Genomic DNA, 14,764 nt, shown 5'->3' on the forward strand with positions numbered 1-14,764 from the left:
TCCCTCTCTCCACTTGAAAATAAGTGCCGTCAGTAGTTGCCTGCCGACGCCAAAGTGTTTCCCGGACCAGCGATGGATGATGCGTGGTCGGACGCCGATAGGGCCGAACCATTCTGAGGTGGGCCGAAGCTCTTCCGCTGCTCGCGATCCGACAGATACGACAACACCGGTGCCGCGGCAAAAGTGATCGACTTTGTCAGGAAGCCATACGCTATCGCCACGGACAGGATGCCCATCGGCAGGACGGTCACCGACAGTACGGTGAATGCCAGGAAGACCACGGCGAATACGCCCTCTGCGGCAGCGCTCTGCAAAGCTGCGAACCTAGGCTGTATTCGGCGGAACTTATCGGTCCTTCGCCAGATGGCCTTCCGGCCCAGGAGAGCCGCCAGTGAGGCTTGGCCTATCGTGTAGGTGAGCGCCGTTGAGGCCAGCGCCCATCCGACGTAATCACGGATATCGAATCCCAGGATGTTCCGGCACAGGGTCCAGCGCAGGGCCTGCCTGCCGATGGATATGGCGGCGAGGGGGACGATCCAGGCAAGCGGCAAGGGCCAGGTATCGCGGTGCGCGATCATGGAGAGCAGGAGCGCCGGTCCGAGCACCAGGCCGGCGAAACGGATTCCCTCAATCGCGTTCTTCACACCATGGTTCGCGTGGTAGATCCGTTGGGTGAGGTCGAGCATCGACGGTATCCGTCGCCTCCCCGGACGAAAAAGCCCGGCATGCCTGCGCAGCTCCTGTACCGGGCCGTAGGTCCATCGAAATCGCTGCTTCTTGTAACCGCTCCAGGTGTCGGGTATCAGGCCCCAGCCGTAGGGCCGCTCGACGTAGGTCGACGTGTATCCGCAGGCGTGAATGCGGATGGCCAGCTCGGAATCCTCGGTCAAACACCACTCCGCCCAGCCTCCGGCCTTATCGAGAGCGGCCAGGCGGATCAGCGACATGGTGCCCACCGTAATGCCTGCCCGATTCTCGTCGAGCCCGATCATGTCGGAGTAGAAGAATCCGCGGTATTCCGCATTGGCCATGCTGCGGAAGACCGACGACTCGTAGTCACGGTATGCGTGCGGGTACTGGACGAAACCCATGCGGAGATCTACGAAGTGGCCGACTGCGTGCGTGAGCCAGTCCGGGGCCACCACGTAGTCGGCGTCGACCACGCCCACCAGTTCGGTGCCGGGATTCATATAGGGCCGAGCCCAGTTCAGCGCGCCCGCCTTGGCACCGGTGATTCCTTCAACGTGCAGGAATCGGAATCGAGGGCCCAGCATCGCACAGTGACGCTCCACCGGCCGCCACAGGTCCTCATCGGCCGTGTTGTTGTCGATGACCAGGACTTCGTAGTTCGTGTAATTCAGCTGACTCAGTGCGTTGAGTGTCTGGATGACGATTTCTGGCGGCTCGGCGTGGATCGGGACCTGCACCGAGACCATTGGCGCGTACCCCGGTGGACAGGGCTTTACGCTGCTGCGCGCCCTCCGCCATCTGCATCGCAGCACGATCTGCCACCGCTCGAGTTGCGCCAACAGGTCGGACGGCAAAAAGACGGTGTACAGGATGGCACCGACCGATACCAGGAATATCGTCTCGGCGCTAACACCATGTTCGATGATGTACCTCAGAAACACTGTGGTCCAGACGATCGGCAGCACGCACAACACTGCGATCGTCACCATGAACACCGAACCCGCCGGCCAAAAATCGGTTAGTTTCCGCCCCGTCAGGACACCCGCCACGCCCCCGCAGCCTGCGACGACGAGAGCGAGCAGCGGATCACCGCCGAATGCCACGCTGATCGACCACCCTGCTCCGAAGCACAGGAAGTTGACCAGGGGAACGCTTTGTTGTAGCCGAGATCGTTGATATAGCCCTCGGTGACGAGGGTTGCGCGCCATCAGGATGGCGGCGAGCATCTGAGCGACGCAGAACACGGTAACTGTGGTTATAACGCCGTTCAAATGTCACCTTTCTCACTGATCTGAAGACGGTTGCAAGTACCCGGCCTCCACCTCGTCCACCACCGGCCGGAGGGCGTACGCGAGGCGACCACGTCATCATCGGCACCGCCACGGCGGAGGAGTACACCCGGATTTGCTCCCAGCCATCCCTCATCAGCCCCGCGCTTTCATGCGCGCGGCGGGTGATCTGAGCGTTTACATGAGAAAAGCGCTTCTCAGCTGGGAGAATAAGGCTTGCGCCGAGGCCGTATCAGCCCGAGCGATACCCGTCTGAGCCACCGAACAGCAGCACTGCGGGGCGGCGGCCCCGCGTCGAAGGTGGAGGCAAGAGGCCGCCATCGACCTTGTCGGCTGCGAAGGTGAGGGCCTTGTGGGTGACTCCTGGGCTCAGCCATCTGCGCGCCGGCGTCCGGGCCGCCGGCCACCCGCCGTGTGCGATAACGGTGATCTGCACGTCATAGGCGGCCCGCCATTCCGAGAACGACGGGTCGAGGAAAAGAGTTACTTCTTGTGGCCGACCCACAGTTAGTTGTTCCTGTCAGAGTTCATCACACATGAGATGTTGTGGCCCCGCGAGGCATACCATGCATCGCCGGCGGCGACACAACTATCGTGGGTTGATTAATATGCCACCCTTTGCCAATCGTTGGCGGCTGCCGCAGCGCCTGCGGTAGCGTCCGCCGCCGCGATCCCCGCGGCCGCCAGTCCGGTGACCAGCAGCTTACGAACCATGCCGAGCCCTCCTTTCAAATATGACGATCTCATCCATCGCCCATGCGTGCCGATGACCTTATCCTCACCGGAGACTGTCGGAATATCGGCAACGTTGCCTATTCTGCCGAGGTAGGCATTTCCCCCACGGTCAGCGTGGCCTCCACGGCTCCCAGGGCGTTCGACCTACGCGGAACCCGGGCTACGGAGGTCCGCCCCACCGTGACTTCCCGTTCGTCTGCACGAGCGGGTACGGGCATCCACCGCTCCGGACCCGCGTCACTACGGCGCGGGGCCGGCCGCTGTCCGAGACCCACCATCCGCCCCGCCCCGGATCCCGCGGAGGAAAATCCGTTACCGCACCGCCGCTGCGGAACTGAAAGCGGGAAGATGCACACCGAGGCAGCCAGTAATGACGTCCCCTGAGCTGGCAGGCTTTTGACGCGTCTACCGGATCCGTGACTGGTGAGCGGGGCGGCCTGCAAGTCGCCGTAGGCCTGTCGGACGTGCCGGAACGGGCGGCCTACGGCGGAACTTGCGCCGCCGCCTTGGCAGCTCCTCGGCACCGTGACCGGTCACCGCTTCGAGGTCGCCATCGTGATCGCGCTGGCGTACGGGATGCACAGCGGTGAAGTGGTCGGGCTGCACCGTTCGGCGCCCTGGCTCCCATGGCCATAGGCGAAGGTGCCGCGTGATGACCGATGCCGGTGTCAGCCGCCTTCCGGCGCGCCTCGTGCGTCCTGAAGACGCCGCCGATGCGCTGGGAGTCGGACGGACGAAGGTCTACGAACTGATGCGCTCGGGGGCGCTCCGCTCGGTGAAGATCGGTGGCCTCCGGAGGATTCCGGCGGCTGCGCTCGCCGAGTTCGTCGCTCAGCTCGAAGAGGAGGATGCGGCGTGAGCAAGCGCGATGCTCCAAGCCCTCTTCGGCCCGGCACCGCCCAGGACGACCGACGGCTCGAGGCGCCATCCGGCTCCCGTACGGCTCGAGGCGCCGCCCCGACGACGGCAAGGAGCGGGAGGGCGGCGTCCGTACGGCCCGGGGAACCACCGGGCCGTACGGACGGCGGGCCGGGTCATCAGGCCGCGCCGCCGGTGTCCGCGGCCGTTCCCGGCGCGGCCTTCTCCGGCGCGACCGGCTTTCCGTTGGGGGACGCGATCTGCTGCCGACCGTCGTTCATCGACGCGAGCAGCTGCCGGGCGACGCCGAGACCGGTGCCGCCGAGGGTGAGGGCCTTGGCGAGCATGTCCTCGACGCCCTCCGCGCCGTTCAGCACGACCATGTTGTCGACGTTGCCGAACACCTTCGCGCCGGCGGCGACGATCTCGGGCCAGTTCTCGGCGAGCTGCTGGGCGATGACCGCCTCCTGGTTCTCCGCGAGCGCGTCGGCCCTGGCCTTGATCGCCTCCGCCTCGGCGAGACCCTTGACGCGGGTCGCCTCGGCCTCGGCCTGGCCGGTCATCTTGGTGGCCTCCGACTCGGCCTGGGCCTTCGCCACCGCCGCCTGCCGCTCGGCCTCGGCGAGGGTGACCCGCTCGTACGCCTTCGCGTCCGCGGGCTTGCGAACCTCAGCCTCCAGGGCCTTCTCCTTGCGGTCGGCCTCCAGCTCGGCGTTCTTGGTCTCCTTGAGGATGACCTGCTGCTTGGCCTCGGCCGCGGCCTGGTCGACCTGGCCCTGGTACTCCCGCTTCTTGATCTCGGTGTCGCGGATCTGGGCGGCGTTGGCCTGCTCGGCCATCTGCTCCGCCTGGGTGGCCTCCTGGTTCCGCTGGGCCTGCGCGATGCGCGCGGCCGCGGCGACGGCGGCGGAGTTCGGCTTACCGAGGTTGTCGATGTAGCCGACCTCGTCCTCGATGTCCTGTATCTGCAGCGAGTCGACGACCAGGCCGAGCTTGCCCATCTCGTCGGCGGAGGAGGTGCGGACCTGGTTGGTGAGCCGGTCGCGGTCGCGCAGCAGGTCCTCGACGGTGAGGTTGCCGACGATGGAGCGCAGGTGCCCGGCGAACAGCTGGTGCGTCTTGTCGTCCATCTGCTTCTGCTGGTCGAGGAAGCGCCGGGCGGCGTTGGCGATGGAGGTGAAGTCGTCACCCACCTTGTAGATCACCACACCGCGGACGTGCACCTTGATGCCCTGGGAGGTCACGCAGGTGACCTCGAGCCCAGAGACCCGGGTGTCCAGCGAGAGCCGCCGGCAGGTCTGGAACCCGGGGAGGACCATGGTGCCCTTGCCCGTCGTGATCTTGAAGCCGAGACTTTCGGCGGTGTCCCGGTTGTGCGCACGGGCTCCGAGCCCCGAGATGATCAGTGCCTCGTTGGGTTCGGCGACCCGCCAGACCGCCTTGAACAGGATGACGAGGACCAAGATGGCGACGACCACACCGATCGCCACGGCGACTATCGGCATCGCTCCTCCTAGGGAGCCGAGCGGTTAGGACGTCAAATAGACGCAGAGGAGACGTAGACGGTTCGCGGTGGGTGGTAATCCATCACCACCACGAGCGAGCCCACCGCCATCTCTTCGCCGTCGATCGCCGGGTAGGCGTAGAACGCCTCCACCCCACCGCGGATCGGGATCATCACCTCGCCGACCAGGCCGGGACCGATCCTGCCGGTCACCCGGCCCTGCCTGCCCACCACGGCGTCCTCCTTCTCCTCAGCGAAACCGTACCCGCCGCGATCACTCCGCCTCTAGAGCCCGGCCGCCCGATGTTGCGCGGGTGTTCACGGCAGGATGCGCTCGGCCTGCTGGTACGCCTGCCGGGCCAGGTTCTCGGCCTCGTCCCGGGTCGCGTTCGGCCCGAAGAGGGTGATGGCGGCGAGGTATCCGCGCGAGCGCAGCACGACGTACCAGGTCTTCACCGTCGCGGCGCCCGTCGTCGTCGCCACGCCGACGGTCCGGGTGGCCTCCCCGATGCGCGCGCCCCGCGCCTCGACGATCGAGCCGGTCGACCAGCGGCCGCCGACGCTCGCCCGGAAGCTCCGGCACGAGGCGGGGACGCGGAGCCCGACCTGCTGCGCGGCCACGTCCGGGCCGACCGCCATCAGGATCTCCGAGACGGTCTGGTCCCGGCCCTTGGCGAACGCGACGAACGCCGCCGGCGCGGACCAGACGTCCTTGTTCGAGGAGACGGCGCGCGTCGACGACGCGCATTCGGGTTTGTCGAGTTTCGCGGCCTGCTGCATCTGGAGGGCATTCCGTACGGACGTGAGCGTGCCGTACTGCCCCGATTGCGACACTCCCGAATGCTCATATCCGGGAATGTCGGTGAGGAGCGCCTGAGTCAGCTGATCGGCGTTGTACCCCTCCGAGGCCGGCGGGCCCGTCGGCGCCGTGTCCGTCGGCTCGGGCCGCCGGTCCTGGCCACAGCCGGCCGCGGCCAAGAGCAGCAAAACGAGGGCGCAGAAGCTCCGTGATGTCACATCGAATGACGATATCGCACTTACCGACTTGGACCATCGAACGTCCACGATCGCCCGCCACGGTCGCCTGCACGGTAAAAAGGAAATGCGATGCCGAGGACGCATCTGCATTGTCCGACTCAGTGGGCTATTCGGGGGAAACGAATGCTCCGCAATTCTTTCGTCATCATTTCCGTGATGCTGCTCGTCCTGTCCGGGTGCGGCGGCGGCACGAAGAACCGGCCGGAGGCCCGGCCTCCGGCCGCCGGAGCGCCGGCGGCCCCGGGCGCGTCCGCACCAGGGGGCTACGGGCAGACGGCCACTCCGGCGGCCTGCCCGACCACGAGGCAGAGGCACTTCGTCAAGACGCGGTTCCTCACCAACGCCGGGCTGGCGGCGGGCACGTTCCGGCGCTACATCTACAAGCCGTACCGGGCGGGCGCGTTCAACAGCGGCGCGCCCAAGCGGAAGCGGACGATCGTCAAGGCGGCCGCGGCCGCCATCTTCGCCTTCGACCAGCTCCGGCGGGCGAAGGCGAACGCCCAGGCCGACCCCACGCTCTGCAAGGTGCTCATCGGCCCCATCGACAAGCTCACCGCGTCGATGAAGGACCTGCACGGCAAGCTCAAGGGCGGGAACGTCGACTCCGGGCTGATCGGCTCGGTCGCCGGTGGCGTCGCCGGGTTCCACAAGGACGCCGCGAGCGCCGGTGCCGGCTTCAAAGACAAGGAGCCGCCGGCGAGCGCGGTCGGCGGCTGAAGGAGCCGTACGGTGACGATCGCGTGACTCCCGCCGTTCCGGGCCACGCGGTCGTCACCCTCCGGTGAACGGGCCGCGCAGCGATTAGGCTCTACCGGGTGACAACGCAGCCGGGCCCTTCGGGCGACACACGACTGGCGAGCTGGCCCGCGTTCGTCCGCGAGCTGGACGCCACCCTGTCCGTCCACGCGCAGTACGTCCTGTGGGGCAACCTGCACGACAGCTTCCTCGTCCCCGACGAGGGCCGCCTCTTCCCGCTGCGTGAGCTGCTCTGGGAGGCGCTCCGCCGCAGCGGCTACTCCTTCATGGTGGTCTACGACCGCGTCGACGGGCTGCGTGTCCTCCCCGCCGACGACACGGCCGCCGCGGACGCCGCGGCGAGCCTCTTCGGCAGCCGCGTCGACGAGCGCAAGCCGCCCTCCCTCGAAGGGCTCCGCACGTACCTCGGCGCGCTGGCCCGCCCGGCCCGGCAGATCCGCGCCGCGTTCGTCATCGACTACGCCTCCCGGATCGCGCGCAGCCCCACCGACCTCGAACCCGCCGAGCGCGACTTCTTCGTGTTCTGCGAGAAACTGTCCCGCACGGCCCTGCCGGTGCGCGGGGACGGCGACCGGCCCAAACCGCTGTACAACCCGGTCATCTGGCTGGCCGACCGCCCCGGTGACCTGCCGCAGTGGTTCACCGCCGACAACGACGCGGTCCGCGAGATCGCCATCCCGCGCCCCCACCTCGGCGACCGGCAGCAGACCGCGCGCCTGCTGGCCCGGGCGTTCGAGACGACCGATCCGGACGTCGACGTCACCGACGACTTCGCCCAGGAGGCGGAGGGCCTCACCCTCCAGGCGATGATCGAGATCACCCGGCTCGCCAAGGAGCGCGACGTCCCGCTGCACGACCTGCCCGACGCCGTCCGCACGTACAAGCTGGGCGTGCTCGACAACCCCTGGAAGCGCGAGCACCTGCGCCGGCGCATCGTCGACGGCGAGGAGCGGGTGCCGTCGCGCGTCGTCGGGCAGCCGCAGGCGGTCACCAAGACCCTGGACATCCTCAAGCGCGCGGTGCTGGGCCTGTCCGGCGCGCAGGCCGCCCGCGCCTCCAGCCGCCCGCGCGGCGTGCTGTTCTTCGCCGGGCCGACCGGCGTCGGCAAGACCGAACTGGCGAAGGCCATCACCTCGCTCGTGTTCGGCAACGAGGACGCCTACCTCCGCTTCGACATGAGCGAGTTCTCCGCCGAGCACGCGGGGGACCGGCTCATCGGCTCCCCGCCGGGCTACGTCGGTTTCGAGGCCGGCGGCGAGCTGACCAACGCGGTCCGCCAGGACCCGTTCCGGGTGATCCTGTTCGACGAGATCGAGAAGGCCCATCCGCGCATCCTCGACAAGTTCCTGCAGATCCTGGAGGACGGGCGGCTCACCGACGGCCGGGGCAACACCGCGTTCTTCTCCGAGTCGATCCTCGTCTTCACCTCCAACCTCGGCACGCGGGGCATCCGGCCCGGCATGCCGTACGAGGACCTGGAGGCCCAGGTGCGCAGCGCGGTCACCGAGCACTTCACGACCGCGCTGAACCGCCCGGAGCTGCTCAACCGCTTCGGCGACAACATCGTGATCTTCGACTTCATCGGTCCCGAGGCGGCGGACAAGATCTTCGATCTGCAGCTGGCCAACATCTGCCGCCGCGTGAGTGACGAACACCACATGAAGCTGCGCCTGTCGGACGAGGTGACCGCGACCCTGCGCGCCTGGTGCACGAGCGAGCTCGACAAGGGCGGCCGGGGCATCGGCATGGCCCTGGAGTCGTACTTCATCAACCCCCTCGCCCGCGCGCTGTTCGACCTGGGCCCGACCGGCGACGTGACGGTCTCGGGCGTGCACCGCAACGGCAGCATCGTCCGGCTGGACCTGCGGTGACCGCCGGCGAGACCGGTGGCCAGGAGCGGACACTCCTGCTGGCCAAGGCGCACTTCCCGGTCACGACCCTGGGACCGGGCCGCCGGGCGGGCATCTGGACCCAGGGCTGCACCATCCACTGCCCCGGCTGCCTGTCCCGCGACACCTGGGAGGCGGACCCGCGGACCGCCATCCCGGTCTCCGCGGTCCTCGGCTGGCTGCGGTCGCTGACCGGCGTCGACGGCGTCACGATCTCGGGGGGCGAGCCCTTCCAGCAGCCGGAGGCGCTGCGCGCCCTGCTGCTCGGCATCCGTGCCTGGGCACCGCCGGAGGTCGACATTCTGGTGTACAGCGGTTACGCCGCGTCACGGCTGCGGCGGTCCGCCCGCACGCGCGAACTCCTGGAGCTGTGCGATGCGGTGGTCACGGGACCGTACATTGAACGCCTGAACCAGGTAGATCGGGGGCTTCGGTGGCGTGGATCGTCGAACCAACAGCTCATCACCGTCAGCGACCTTGGCAGGAAACGCTATGGTGACGCGGAGAGGGGCGAAGAACCCCCCCATATGCAGGTTTCGGTGGAAGACAACCGTATCTACTACATCGGGATTCCTCGGAGGGGCGACATGGAGCGGCTGACGCAGCGACTCTCGCTCTCCGGGGTACACGCCGGGGAGGTTTCATGGCGCCCCTGACATGCCCGGTCTGTGCCGCGCCGGTACGGCAAGGGGATCTCATCTGCATCAACTGCGGAGCGAACCTGGCCCGGCGGGAGGCACCCCCGGCACCGCAGCAGCCCGGCGGTTACCCGCCGCAGGACCAGGGGCAGTCGCCGTACGGGCAGCAGCAGTACGGCGCGCCACAGGACCAGCAGCCGCAGTACGGCGCACCGCAGCAGGACCAGTACGGCGCGCCGCAGCAGCCGTACGGCGCACCGCAGCAGGACTACCAGCAGCCGTACGGCGCGCCCCAGCAGCAGCCCCCGTACGGGCAGGACCAGCCGCCGCAGTCCTACGGCGCGGCGCAGGAGCAGCAGCCGTACGGCGGGCCGCCGCAGCAGGACCAGCAGCCGCCCTACGGCGGGCAGCCCCAGCAGCACGACCCGTCTCCATACGGCGGCGCGCAGCAGTCCTACGGCGCACCACCGGACCAGCAGCGGGGCAACCCGTACCCGCCGGCGCAGGGCCAGCCGTCGTACGGCGCGCCGCCCCAGCAGGACGCGTCCCCGTACGGCGCACCGCCGCAGCAGGACCAGCAGCCGCCCTACGGCGGGCAGCCCCAGCAGCAGTACGCCCCGCCGCAGCAGCAGGGTTACGGAGGCGGCTACGGCGGGCCGGGCGCGCCGCACGTGCCGCCGCCGCCGCGTGAGCCGACCATGACCGGCGGCGAGTCGACGGCCGCGTTCACGCCGTTCTGCCCGCACTGCGGCGCCGACATCCCCGATGTCGGCAACCCCGTCTGCGTCAACTGCCTGCGCCCGCTGCACGACCAGCCCGGCGGGCCCGGCCCGCAGCAGGTCACGGTGTTCGTCCAGTTCTCCTCGGGCGAGGTGCAGGTCACCGCGGGCCAGGAGCTCGTCCTCGGCCGTGACCCGGTGCAGTCGCCGGTCGCCGGCACGTTCTCGCGGTTCGACAACGTGTCCCGCCGGCACGCGGTGCTGGGCGTCGACGGCACCGGCCAGGCGTGGGTGCGCGACGAGCGCTCGACGAACGGCACGTTCGTCAACGACCGGCGGCTCGGGCCGGGCGAACAGGCGCCGCTGCGGGACGGCGACTCCGTACGACTCGCCGCCGACGCGCGTGGCCAGGTCAGGTTCGGCCGCTGAGGTGGTCTCTTCCGTGCCGGCCCGGTCCCGTGTCCTCGGGGCCGGGCCGTCGTGGATCAGCGACCGGCACCTCCCGCGCGTTCGGCCGCTCCTCCCCTGCCACGCCGATCTCCCGCCGTCACCGAAAGAAGTCCCGACAACACGCTCGCGGCGTGCACTAAAGGACGTCAATTGGGTACATGACACGAGGCAGAAACCGAGTCGCGGTGGCACGGATGAGTATGACCTCGAATGAGGGGCACGGTGAGACAGACATGCGAGGGCTCGTTATGGCGGTCAGACACCCCATAGCAGAGTCCTGGCAGCCACCACCGAACGATTCGGCCGGCCCCATGAACGAGATGAAGTTCACGGCGGAACAGCTGCCAGGCGTGCGCCGCTTCGCCGAGGAGCACGCCCGCCGATACAAGGTCGACGACGGCCTGATCGGCGACCTGGTGATCGCCGTCAACGAGATCGCCACGAACGCCGTCCGGCACGGGTCGGACCACGCGGAGCTGCGCATGTGGGCCGAGGACGGCCGTGTCATCGCCGAGATCCACGACAGCGGCACCTGGTACCTCTCGGCCGCGCCCGGCGCCACCCCGCCCCCGCCCGAGGCCGAGGGCGGCATGGGCATCTGGGTCGCCCGCCAGATCTGCTCGGCCGTCTCCATCAGCACAGGCGACAGCGGCACCGTCGTACGATTGGAACTCTCCTCGACGGCGCGGCGGTACGTCTGACCGGTACCGTTGGTCCTCCGAGGCCGAGGGGGCACCATGGCAGCGCTCGAACTTTCCTCCAGCCGGCATGGCGACCGTACCGTCCTGCACATCAGCGGCGAGTTGGACATCATCAGCCGGGCTGAGCTCGTCACGTGCCTGGACAAGACCATCCGGGAGCACGGCGCGAGAATCATCCTCGACCTGACCGGCCTGGACTTCATGGACACCAGTGCGCTGAGCACGGTCGTCTCCTACTGGAAGCGCCTGACCGCCGGCGGAGACGGCTACCTCGCCCTGGCGGGCGCCCAGTACCGCACCGCACGCGTCCTGTGGATCACCGGCCTGGCCCAGCGCCTCCCCATGTACGACGACGTCGCCGCCGCCCTGGAGGGCACCGAGAGCCACGCCTGAGGCCGCTCCCGCCCGCCGAGAGCGCCTCCCGCCGCGACGGAGCCATGCGTCAGCGGTCGAGGATGTGGGCGTTCGTCCTCGCCGCCGCGCCGGCGAGTTCGGGGATCTCCACGACGGTGACGCCGGCGGCCTCCAGAGCCTGGACGCCGTGCGCGTCGGCGACGAAGACCGGCGGCTCGCGCCAGGCGACGACGACCCGCCGGATCGGGGAGGCGAGGATCAGCTCGGCGCACGTCCGAGGCCGGGACCTGCGCCGCGTACAGGGCTCGAGGGAGCTGTACAGCGTGGCACCGCGCAGCCGCTCGTCATCGGGCGCGACCTTGCCGAGCGCGGACTCCTCGGCGTGGAGGTCCGGTCTCTCGCGCGAGAAGCCCCGGGAGATCTCGGCTCCGTGCTCATCGACGATCACGCAGCCGACCGAGAAGGCGGTGTCACTCGGCGGGCACTGCCCGGCCAGCTCGACGGCGAGGGACAGCCATCGCCGGTCCCCGGAACCACTGGACGGTGCGGAGGACACCCGGCACCCCTTCCTCTCGGCCTGACGTACGGCGACGGCGACCCACCACGCCCCGGGAGACACGACGCTCCTCATCGAGAGCTTAGGGGCGCGGCCGGACGGCGTGCCCGGGATGGGAGCGGTCGTGGGCGAGCCGGCCTCTGAGCAGATTCCGCACGCTTCCCTGGCCGTGATTCAGCCGGTTTCAGATGGTGCCCGAGGTGTTTACGTTAGGCCCGAAACAAGGGGGTGTTTGACTAATTCCTGACTTATCACGATTGAGAGTTGTCCCTGGTCGGCCCCCCACTGCCGTGATTCTTTCGACCTGCGCGGAGTCGGGGACCTTGATGAGCCCGCGCAGAAGGGGACATCGTGAAGAAGTTCGTAGTGCTCACCGCGGCCGCGACCGGGCTCGTGAGCTCGGTCGTCACGGCACCGGTGGCGGGGGCGGCACCGACGGCGGGGGCGCCGGCGGCCGAAGCACCGGCCGGCGGCATCACCTGGTCGCCCTGCCCGGACGACGACCCGGTCCTGGGCGGCCTGCTCCAAGGGCTGGAATGCGGCTCGCTCAAGGTTCCGCTCGACTACCGCCGGCCGCACGGCCGGCAGATCACCCTGGCGCTGACCCGCGCCGAGCACACCGCGCCGGACGCGCAGTACCAGGGCATCGTGCTGCTGAACCGTGGCCAGTGGCCCGGCGGAATCGGCCGCGACCTGCCCACCCGGTTCGCCAGGGGAACGACCGGGCTGCCGACGGCGATCGGCTCCACGTACGACTGGATCGGCTTCGACCCGCGCGGCGTCGGAGCCAGCGAACCGATGGTCACCTGCGATCCCGGCTACATCTACCCCGGCCGCGCCCAGGCGGATCCCGTACCGCGCACCGCCGCCGATGAACAGGAGTGGCTGGGCAAGGCCCGCGCGTACGCCCAGAGCTGCGGCGACAGGTACGGCGACGCGCTCACGTATCTCGGCACCAAGGACAGCGCCCGCGACATGGACATGATCCGGCGGGCGCTCGGCCAGGAACGGCTCAACTACCTGGGCTACGACTACGGCACGTACCTCGGCTCGGTCTACGCGTCGATGTTCCCGAACCGGGTCCGCCGGATGATCCTGGACACCGTGGCCCGGCCGAGCAGCGTCTGGTACGAGGCCGGTCTGGACCAGAATGCCGCGTCCGAGAAACGGGCCAGACTCTTCTTCGCCTGGATCGCCAAGTACGACGCGGTCTATCACCTGGGCACGACCGAGGCCGAGGTCGAGGACAATTACTTCGAGGGCAGGATCTCGGTCCGCGAGGCGCCGATCGACGGCAAGATCGGCCCTGCCGAATACGACGACATCTTCTCGGTCGACGTGTACCGCAATTACTCCTGGCCCTACCACGCGAAGGTGCTGGCCGACTGGGTGCTGCGCCAGGATCCGGCCGGGCTGCGGGCCGGCTTCAGCGAGCCGGGATACCCCCACCAGAACCTCCAGGCGATGTACAACGCGGTCCAGTGCCGCGACGCCGCCTGGCCGCGTGACTGGAAGCGCTGGCACAACGACTACTCCCGTCAGTACCGGGCGGGCGACACGTTCGCGACCTGGCGGAACGCCTGGACCAACGCCCCGTGCGCCTTCTGGCCGGTGCCGGCCGACAAGCCGCAGAAGGTCGGCGGGCCTGACGTGAACGTCCTGCTGGTGCAGCCGGAGAACGACCCCGTGCACGGAGTCGCCGGCGCGTACGAGACGCACCGGCTGTTCCCGAACTCCCGTCTCATCCTCGAGCGCGGCGGTGACAACGTGGACGCGGCGCTGTCGGCCAACGATGACGTCTGCCTCAACGACCACGTCAGCGCCTACCTGAAGGACGGCACCCGCCCGGCGGCCAGGAAGGGCATCGACGCCGTCTGCCAGGCGAACCCCGAGCCGGCCCCGGCGGCCCCCGCCCTCTCCGCGGCACGGCCCGACCTGCCCTGAAGTTCGCGCGGCCACGGCGCTCCCACCCCCGGCACCGGGGGTGGGAGCGCCGTGCGCGATCGCACGGGACTTGTCCCACGGCCGCCTCCGTACGGACTTCCGCGCAGAGGACTTCGTCCTCATCACCCGTGGCGCCATGGCGAACATGACCGGCGCCGCCGGCTGGCGCAGGCACCTCACGCTCGTACTCGAAGGCATCCGCGTCTGAACACCGGCCTGCCTGGCCTTGGAACTCGACGCCGTCTGACCGATGAGCGCGGGCGCGAGGCCGACCCTTCTACTGTTACAGCGATTACCGTGATTACAGTGATACAGGGGTGGACGGCGGTCCGCCGCGGGGAGGGAACGGGAGTCCATGAGCCTTCGCCAGTTCGAGTACGCCCTGGCCGTCGCCCAGGAGGGCTCGGTGACGGCGGCGGCGGAGCTGCTGCACGTCGCCCAGCCGTCGATGTCCCAGCAGATCCGCAACCTGGAGCGGGAACTCGGCGTGCAGTTGTTCGCCCGCACGCCGACCGGACTGGTGCCCACCGTGGTCGGCCGCGCGTTCCTGCGGGAGGCGGAGGCCGCGGTGAGCGCGGCGCGGCGGGCTAAGAGGTCGTTTCATTTGGGGTGATCAGTAGGATCCTGCCGTGTCGATGGTGGA

The 14,764-nt window shown here is 68.9% G+C and carries 15 protein-coding genes; 10 read left to right on the forward strand and 5 right to left on the reverse strand.

All coding sequences use genetic code 11. From position 1 onward, the window contains the following. Positions 1 to 29: 29 nt before the first annotated feature. Positions 30 to 1,916 carry a glycosyltransferase gene (locus NE235_RS17880; protein ID WP_252804268.1) on the reverse strand — a complete coding sequence of 629 codons (1,887 nt, stop codon included), beginning with the start codon at positions 1,914 to 1,916 and terminating at the stop codon, positions 30 to 32. 1,450 nt (positions 1,917 to 3,366) lie between these two features. Here NE235_RS17880 and NE235_RS17885 point away from each other — a divergent pair. Beyond that, a complete protein-coding gene (locus tag NE235_RS17885; RefSeq protein WP_252804269.1) occupies positions 3,367 to 3,573 on the forward strand; it encodes a helix-turn-helix domain-containing protein in 207 nt (68 codons plus the stop codon). A gap of 178 nt (positions 3,574 to 3,751) precedes the next feature. Here NE235_RS17885 and NE235_RS17890 read toward each other — a convergent pair whose 3' ends face one another. From NE235_RS17890 to NE235_RS17900, 3 genes are all read right to left on the reverse strand, one after another. After that, positions 3,752 to 5,077 (reverse strand): flotillin family protein, encoded by a 1,326-nt coding sequence (locus NE235_RS17890; RefSeq protein WP_252804271.1) that lies wholly within the window; start codon positions 5,075 to 5,077, stop codon positions 3,752 to 3,754. Between the two features lie 32 nt (positions 5,078 to 5,109). Further along, positions 5,110 to 5,307 (reverse strand): hypothetical protein, encoded by a 198-nt coding sequence (locus tag NE235_RS17895; RefSeq protein WP_252804273.1) that lies wholly within the window; start codon positions 5,305 to 5,307, stop codon positions 5,110 to 5,112. An 87-nt stretch (positions 5,308 to 5,394) separates the two neighbouring features. Next, the gene (locus tag NE235_RS17900) at positions 5,395 to 6,093 is read right to left on the reverse strand and encodes a hypothetical protein (protein ID WP_252804275.1); all 699 of its coding nucleotides are present in this window, start codon (positions 6,091 to 6,093) and stop codon (positions 5,395 to 5,397) included. A gap of 144 nt (positions 6,094 to 6,237) precedes the next feature. On the opposite strand from NE235_RS17900, the gene NE235_RS17905 reads away from it, so the two are divergent. From NE235_RS17905 to NE235_RS17930, 6 genes are all read left to right on the forward strand, one after another. Then, the gene (locus tag NE235_RS17905) at positions 6,238 to 6,831 is read left to right on the forward strand and encodes a hypothetical protein (RefSeq protein WP_252804277.1); all 594 of its coding nucleotides are present in this window, start codon (positions 6,238 to 6,240) and stop codon (positions 6,829 to 6,831) included. Positions 6,832 to 6,929: 98 nt separating this feature from the next. After that, positions 6,930 to 8,741: an AAA family ATPase gene (locus tag NE235_RS17910; protein WP_252804279.1), complete on the forward strand. Its 1,812-nt coding sequence runs from the start codon at positions 6,930 to 6,932 to the stop codon at positions 8,739 to 8,741. Continuing rightward, positions 8,738 to 9,415: a 4Fe-4S single cluster domain-containing protein gene (locus NE235_RS17915; RefSeq protein ID WP_252804281.1), complete on the forward strand. Its 678-nt coding sequence runs from the start codon at positions 8,738 to 8,740 to the stop codon at positions 9,413 to 9,415. The genes NE235_RS17910 and NE235_RS17915 overlap by 4 nt, the downstream gene beginning before the upstream one ends. After that, on the forward strand, positions 9,403 to 10,545 hold the full coding sequence (locus NE235_RS37465) for an FHA domain-containing protein (RefSeq protein ID WP_289848770.1): 1,143 nt from the start codon (positions 9,403 to 9,405) through the stop codon (positions 10,543 to 10,545). Before NE235_RS17915 ends, NE235_RS37465 begins: the two co-directional genes overlap by 13 nt. 332 nt (positions 10,546 to 10,877) lie before the next feature. Next, a complete protein-coding gene (locus tag NE235_RS17925) occupies positions 10,878 to 11,267 on the forward strand; it encodes an ATP-binding protein (RefSeq protein WP_252804284.1) in 390 nt (129 codons plus the stop codon). A gap of 36 nt (positions 11,268 to 11,303) precedes the next feature. Further along, the gene (locus NE235_RS17930) at positions 11,304 to 11,660 is read left to right on the forward strand and encodes an STAS domain-containing protein (protein WP_252804286.1); all 357 of its coding nucleotides are present in this window, start codon (positions 11,304 to 11,306) and stop codon (positions 11,658 to 11,660) included. Positions 11,661 to 11,709: 49 nt separating this feature from the next. On the opposite strand, the gene NE235_RS17935 is transcribed toward NE235_RS17930, so the two are convergent. Further along, positions 11,710 to 12,240 (reverse strand): cytidine/deoxycytidylate deaminase family protein, encoded by a 531-nt coding sequence (locus tag NE235_RS17935; RefSeq protein ID WP_406567592.1) that lies wholly within the window; start codon positions 12,238 to 12,240, stop codon positions 11,710 to 11,712. 288 nt (positions 12,241 to 12,528) lie between these two features. On the opposite strand from NE235_RS17935, the gene NE235_RS17940 reads away from it, so the two are divergent. The 3 genes from NE235_RS17940 to NE235_RS37470 all read left to right on the forward strand — a co-directional run bounded on the left by NE235_RS17940 (position 12,529) and on the right by NE235_RS37470 (position 14,734). Next, on the forward strand, positions 12,529 to 14,121 hold the full coding sequence (locus NE235_RS17940; protein ID WP_252804288.1) for an alpha/beta fold hydrolase: 1,593 nt from the start codon (positions 12,529 to 12,531) through the stop codon (positions 14,119 to 14,121). A 70-nt stretch (positions 14,122 to 14,191) separates the two neighbouring features. Further along, positions 14,192 to 14,329, forward strand: a complete 138-nt coding sequence (locus NE235_RS17945; protein WP_252804290.1) for a hypothetical protein — start codon at positions 14,192 to 14,194, stop codon at positions 14,327 to 14,329. A 147-nt stretch (positions 14,330 to 14,476) separates the two neighbouring features. Continuing rightward, positions 14,477 to 14,734, forward strand: a complete 258-nt coding sequence (locus NE235_RS37470; protein ID WP_289848771.1) for a LysR family transcriptional regulator — start codon at positions 14,477 to 14,479, stop codon at positions 14,732 to 14,734. Positions 14,735 to 14,764 lie beyond the last annotated feature (30 nt).

It is taken from the genome of Actinoallomurus spadix, assembly GCF_024055725.1.
Classification (GTDB): Bacteria; Actinomycetota; Actinomycetes; order Streptosporangiales; family Streptosporangiaceae; genus Actinoallomurus; species Actinoallomurus spadix.

Bases quoted from the DNA above. Each gene is read 5' to 3' on its own strand.
- NE235_RS17880 (WP_252804268.1), bottom strand. From the start codon at position 1,916: ATGCTCGCCGCCATCCTGATGGCGCGCAACCCTCGTCACCGAGGGCTA.
- NE235_RS17885 (WP_252804269.1), top strand. From the start codon at position 3,367: ATGACCGATGCCGGTGTCAGCCGCCTTCCGGCGCGCCTCGTGCGTCCT.
- NE235_RS17890 (WP_252804271.1), bottom strand. From the start codon at position 5,077: ATGCCGATAGTCGCCGTGGCGATCGGTGTGGTCGTCGCCATCTTGGTC.
- NE235_RS17905 (WP_252804277.1), top strand. From the start codon at position 6,238: ATGCTCCGCAATTCTTTCGTCATCATTTCCGTGATGCTGCTCGTCCTG.
- NE235_RS37465 (WP_289848770.1), top strand. From the start codon at position 9,403: ATGGCGCCCCTGACATGCCCGGTCTGTGCCGCGCCGGTACGGCAAGGG.
- NE235_RS17925 (WP_252804284.1), top strand. From the start codon at position 10,878: ATGAACGAGATGAAGTTCACGGCGGAACAGCTGCCAGGCGTGCGCCGC.
- NE235_RS17930 (WP_252804286.1), top strand. From the start codon at position 11,304: ATGGCAGCGCTCGAACTTTCCTCCAGCCGGCATGGCGACCGTACCGTC.
- NE235_RS37470 (WP_289848771.1), top strand. From the start codon at position 14,477: ATGAGCCTTCGCCAGTTCGAGTACGCCCTGGCCGTCGCCCAGGAGGGC.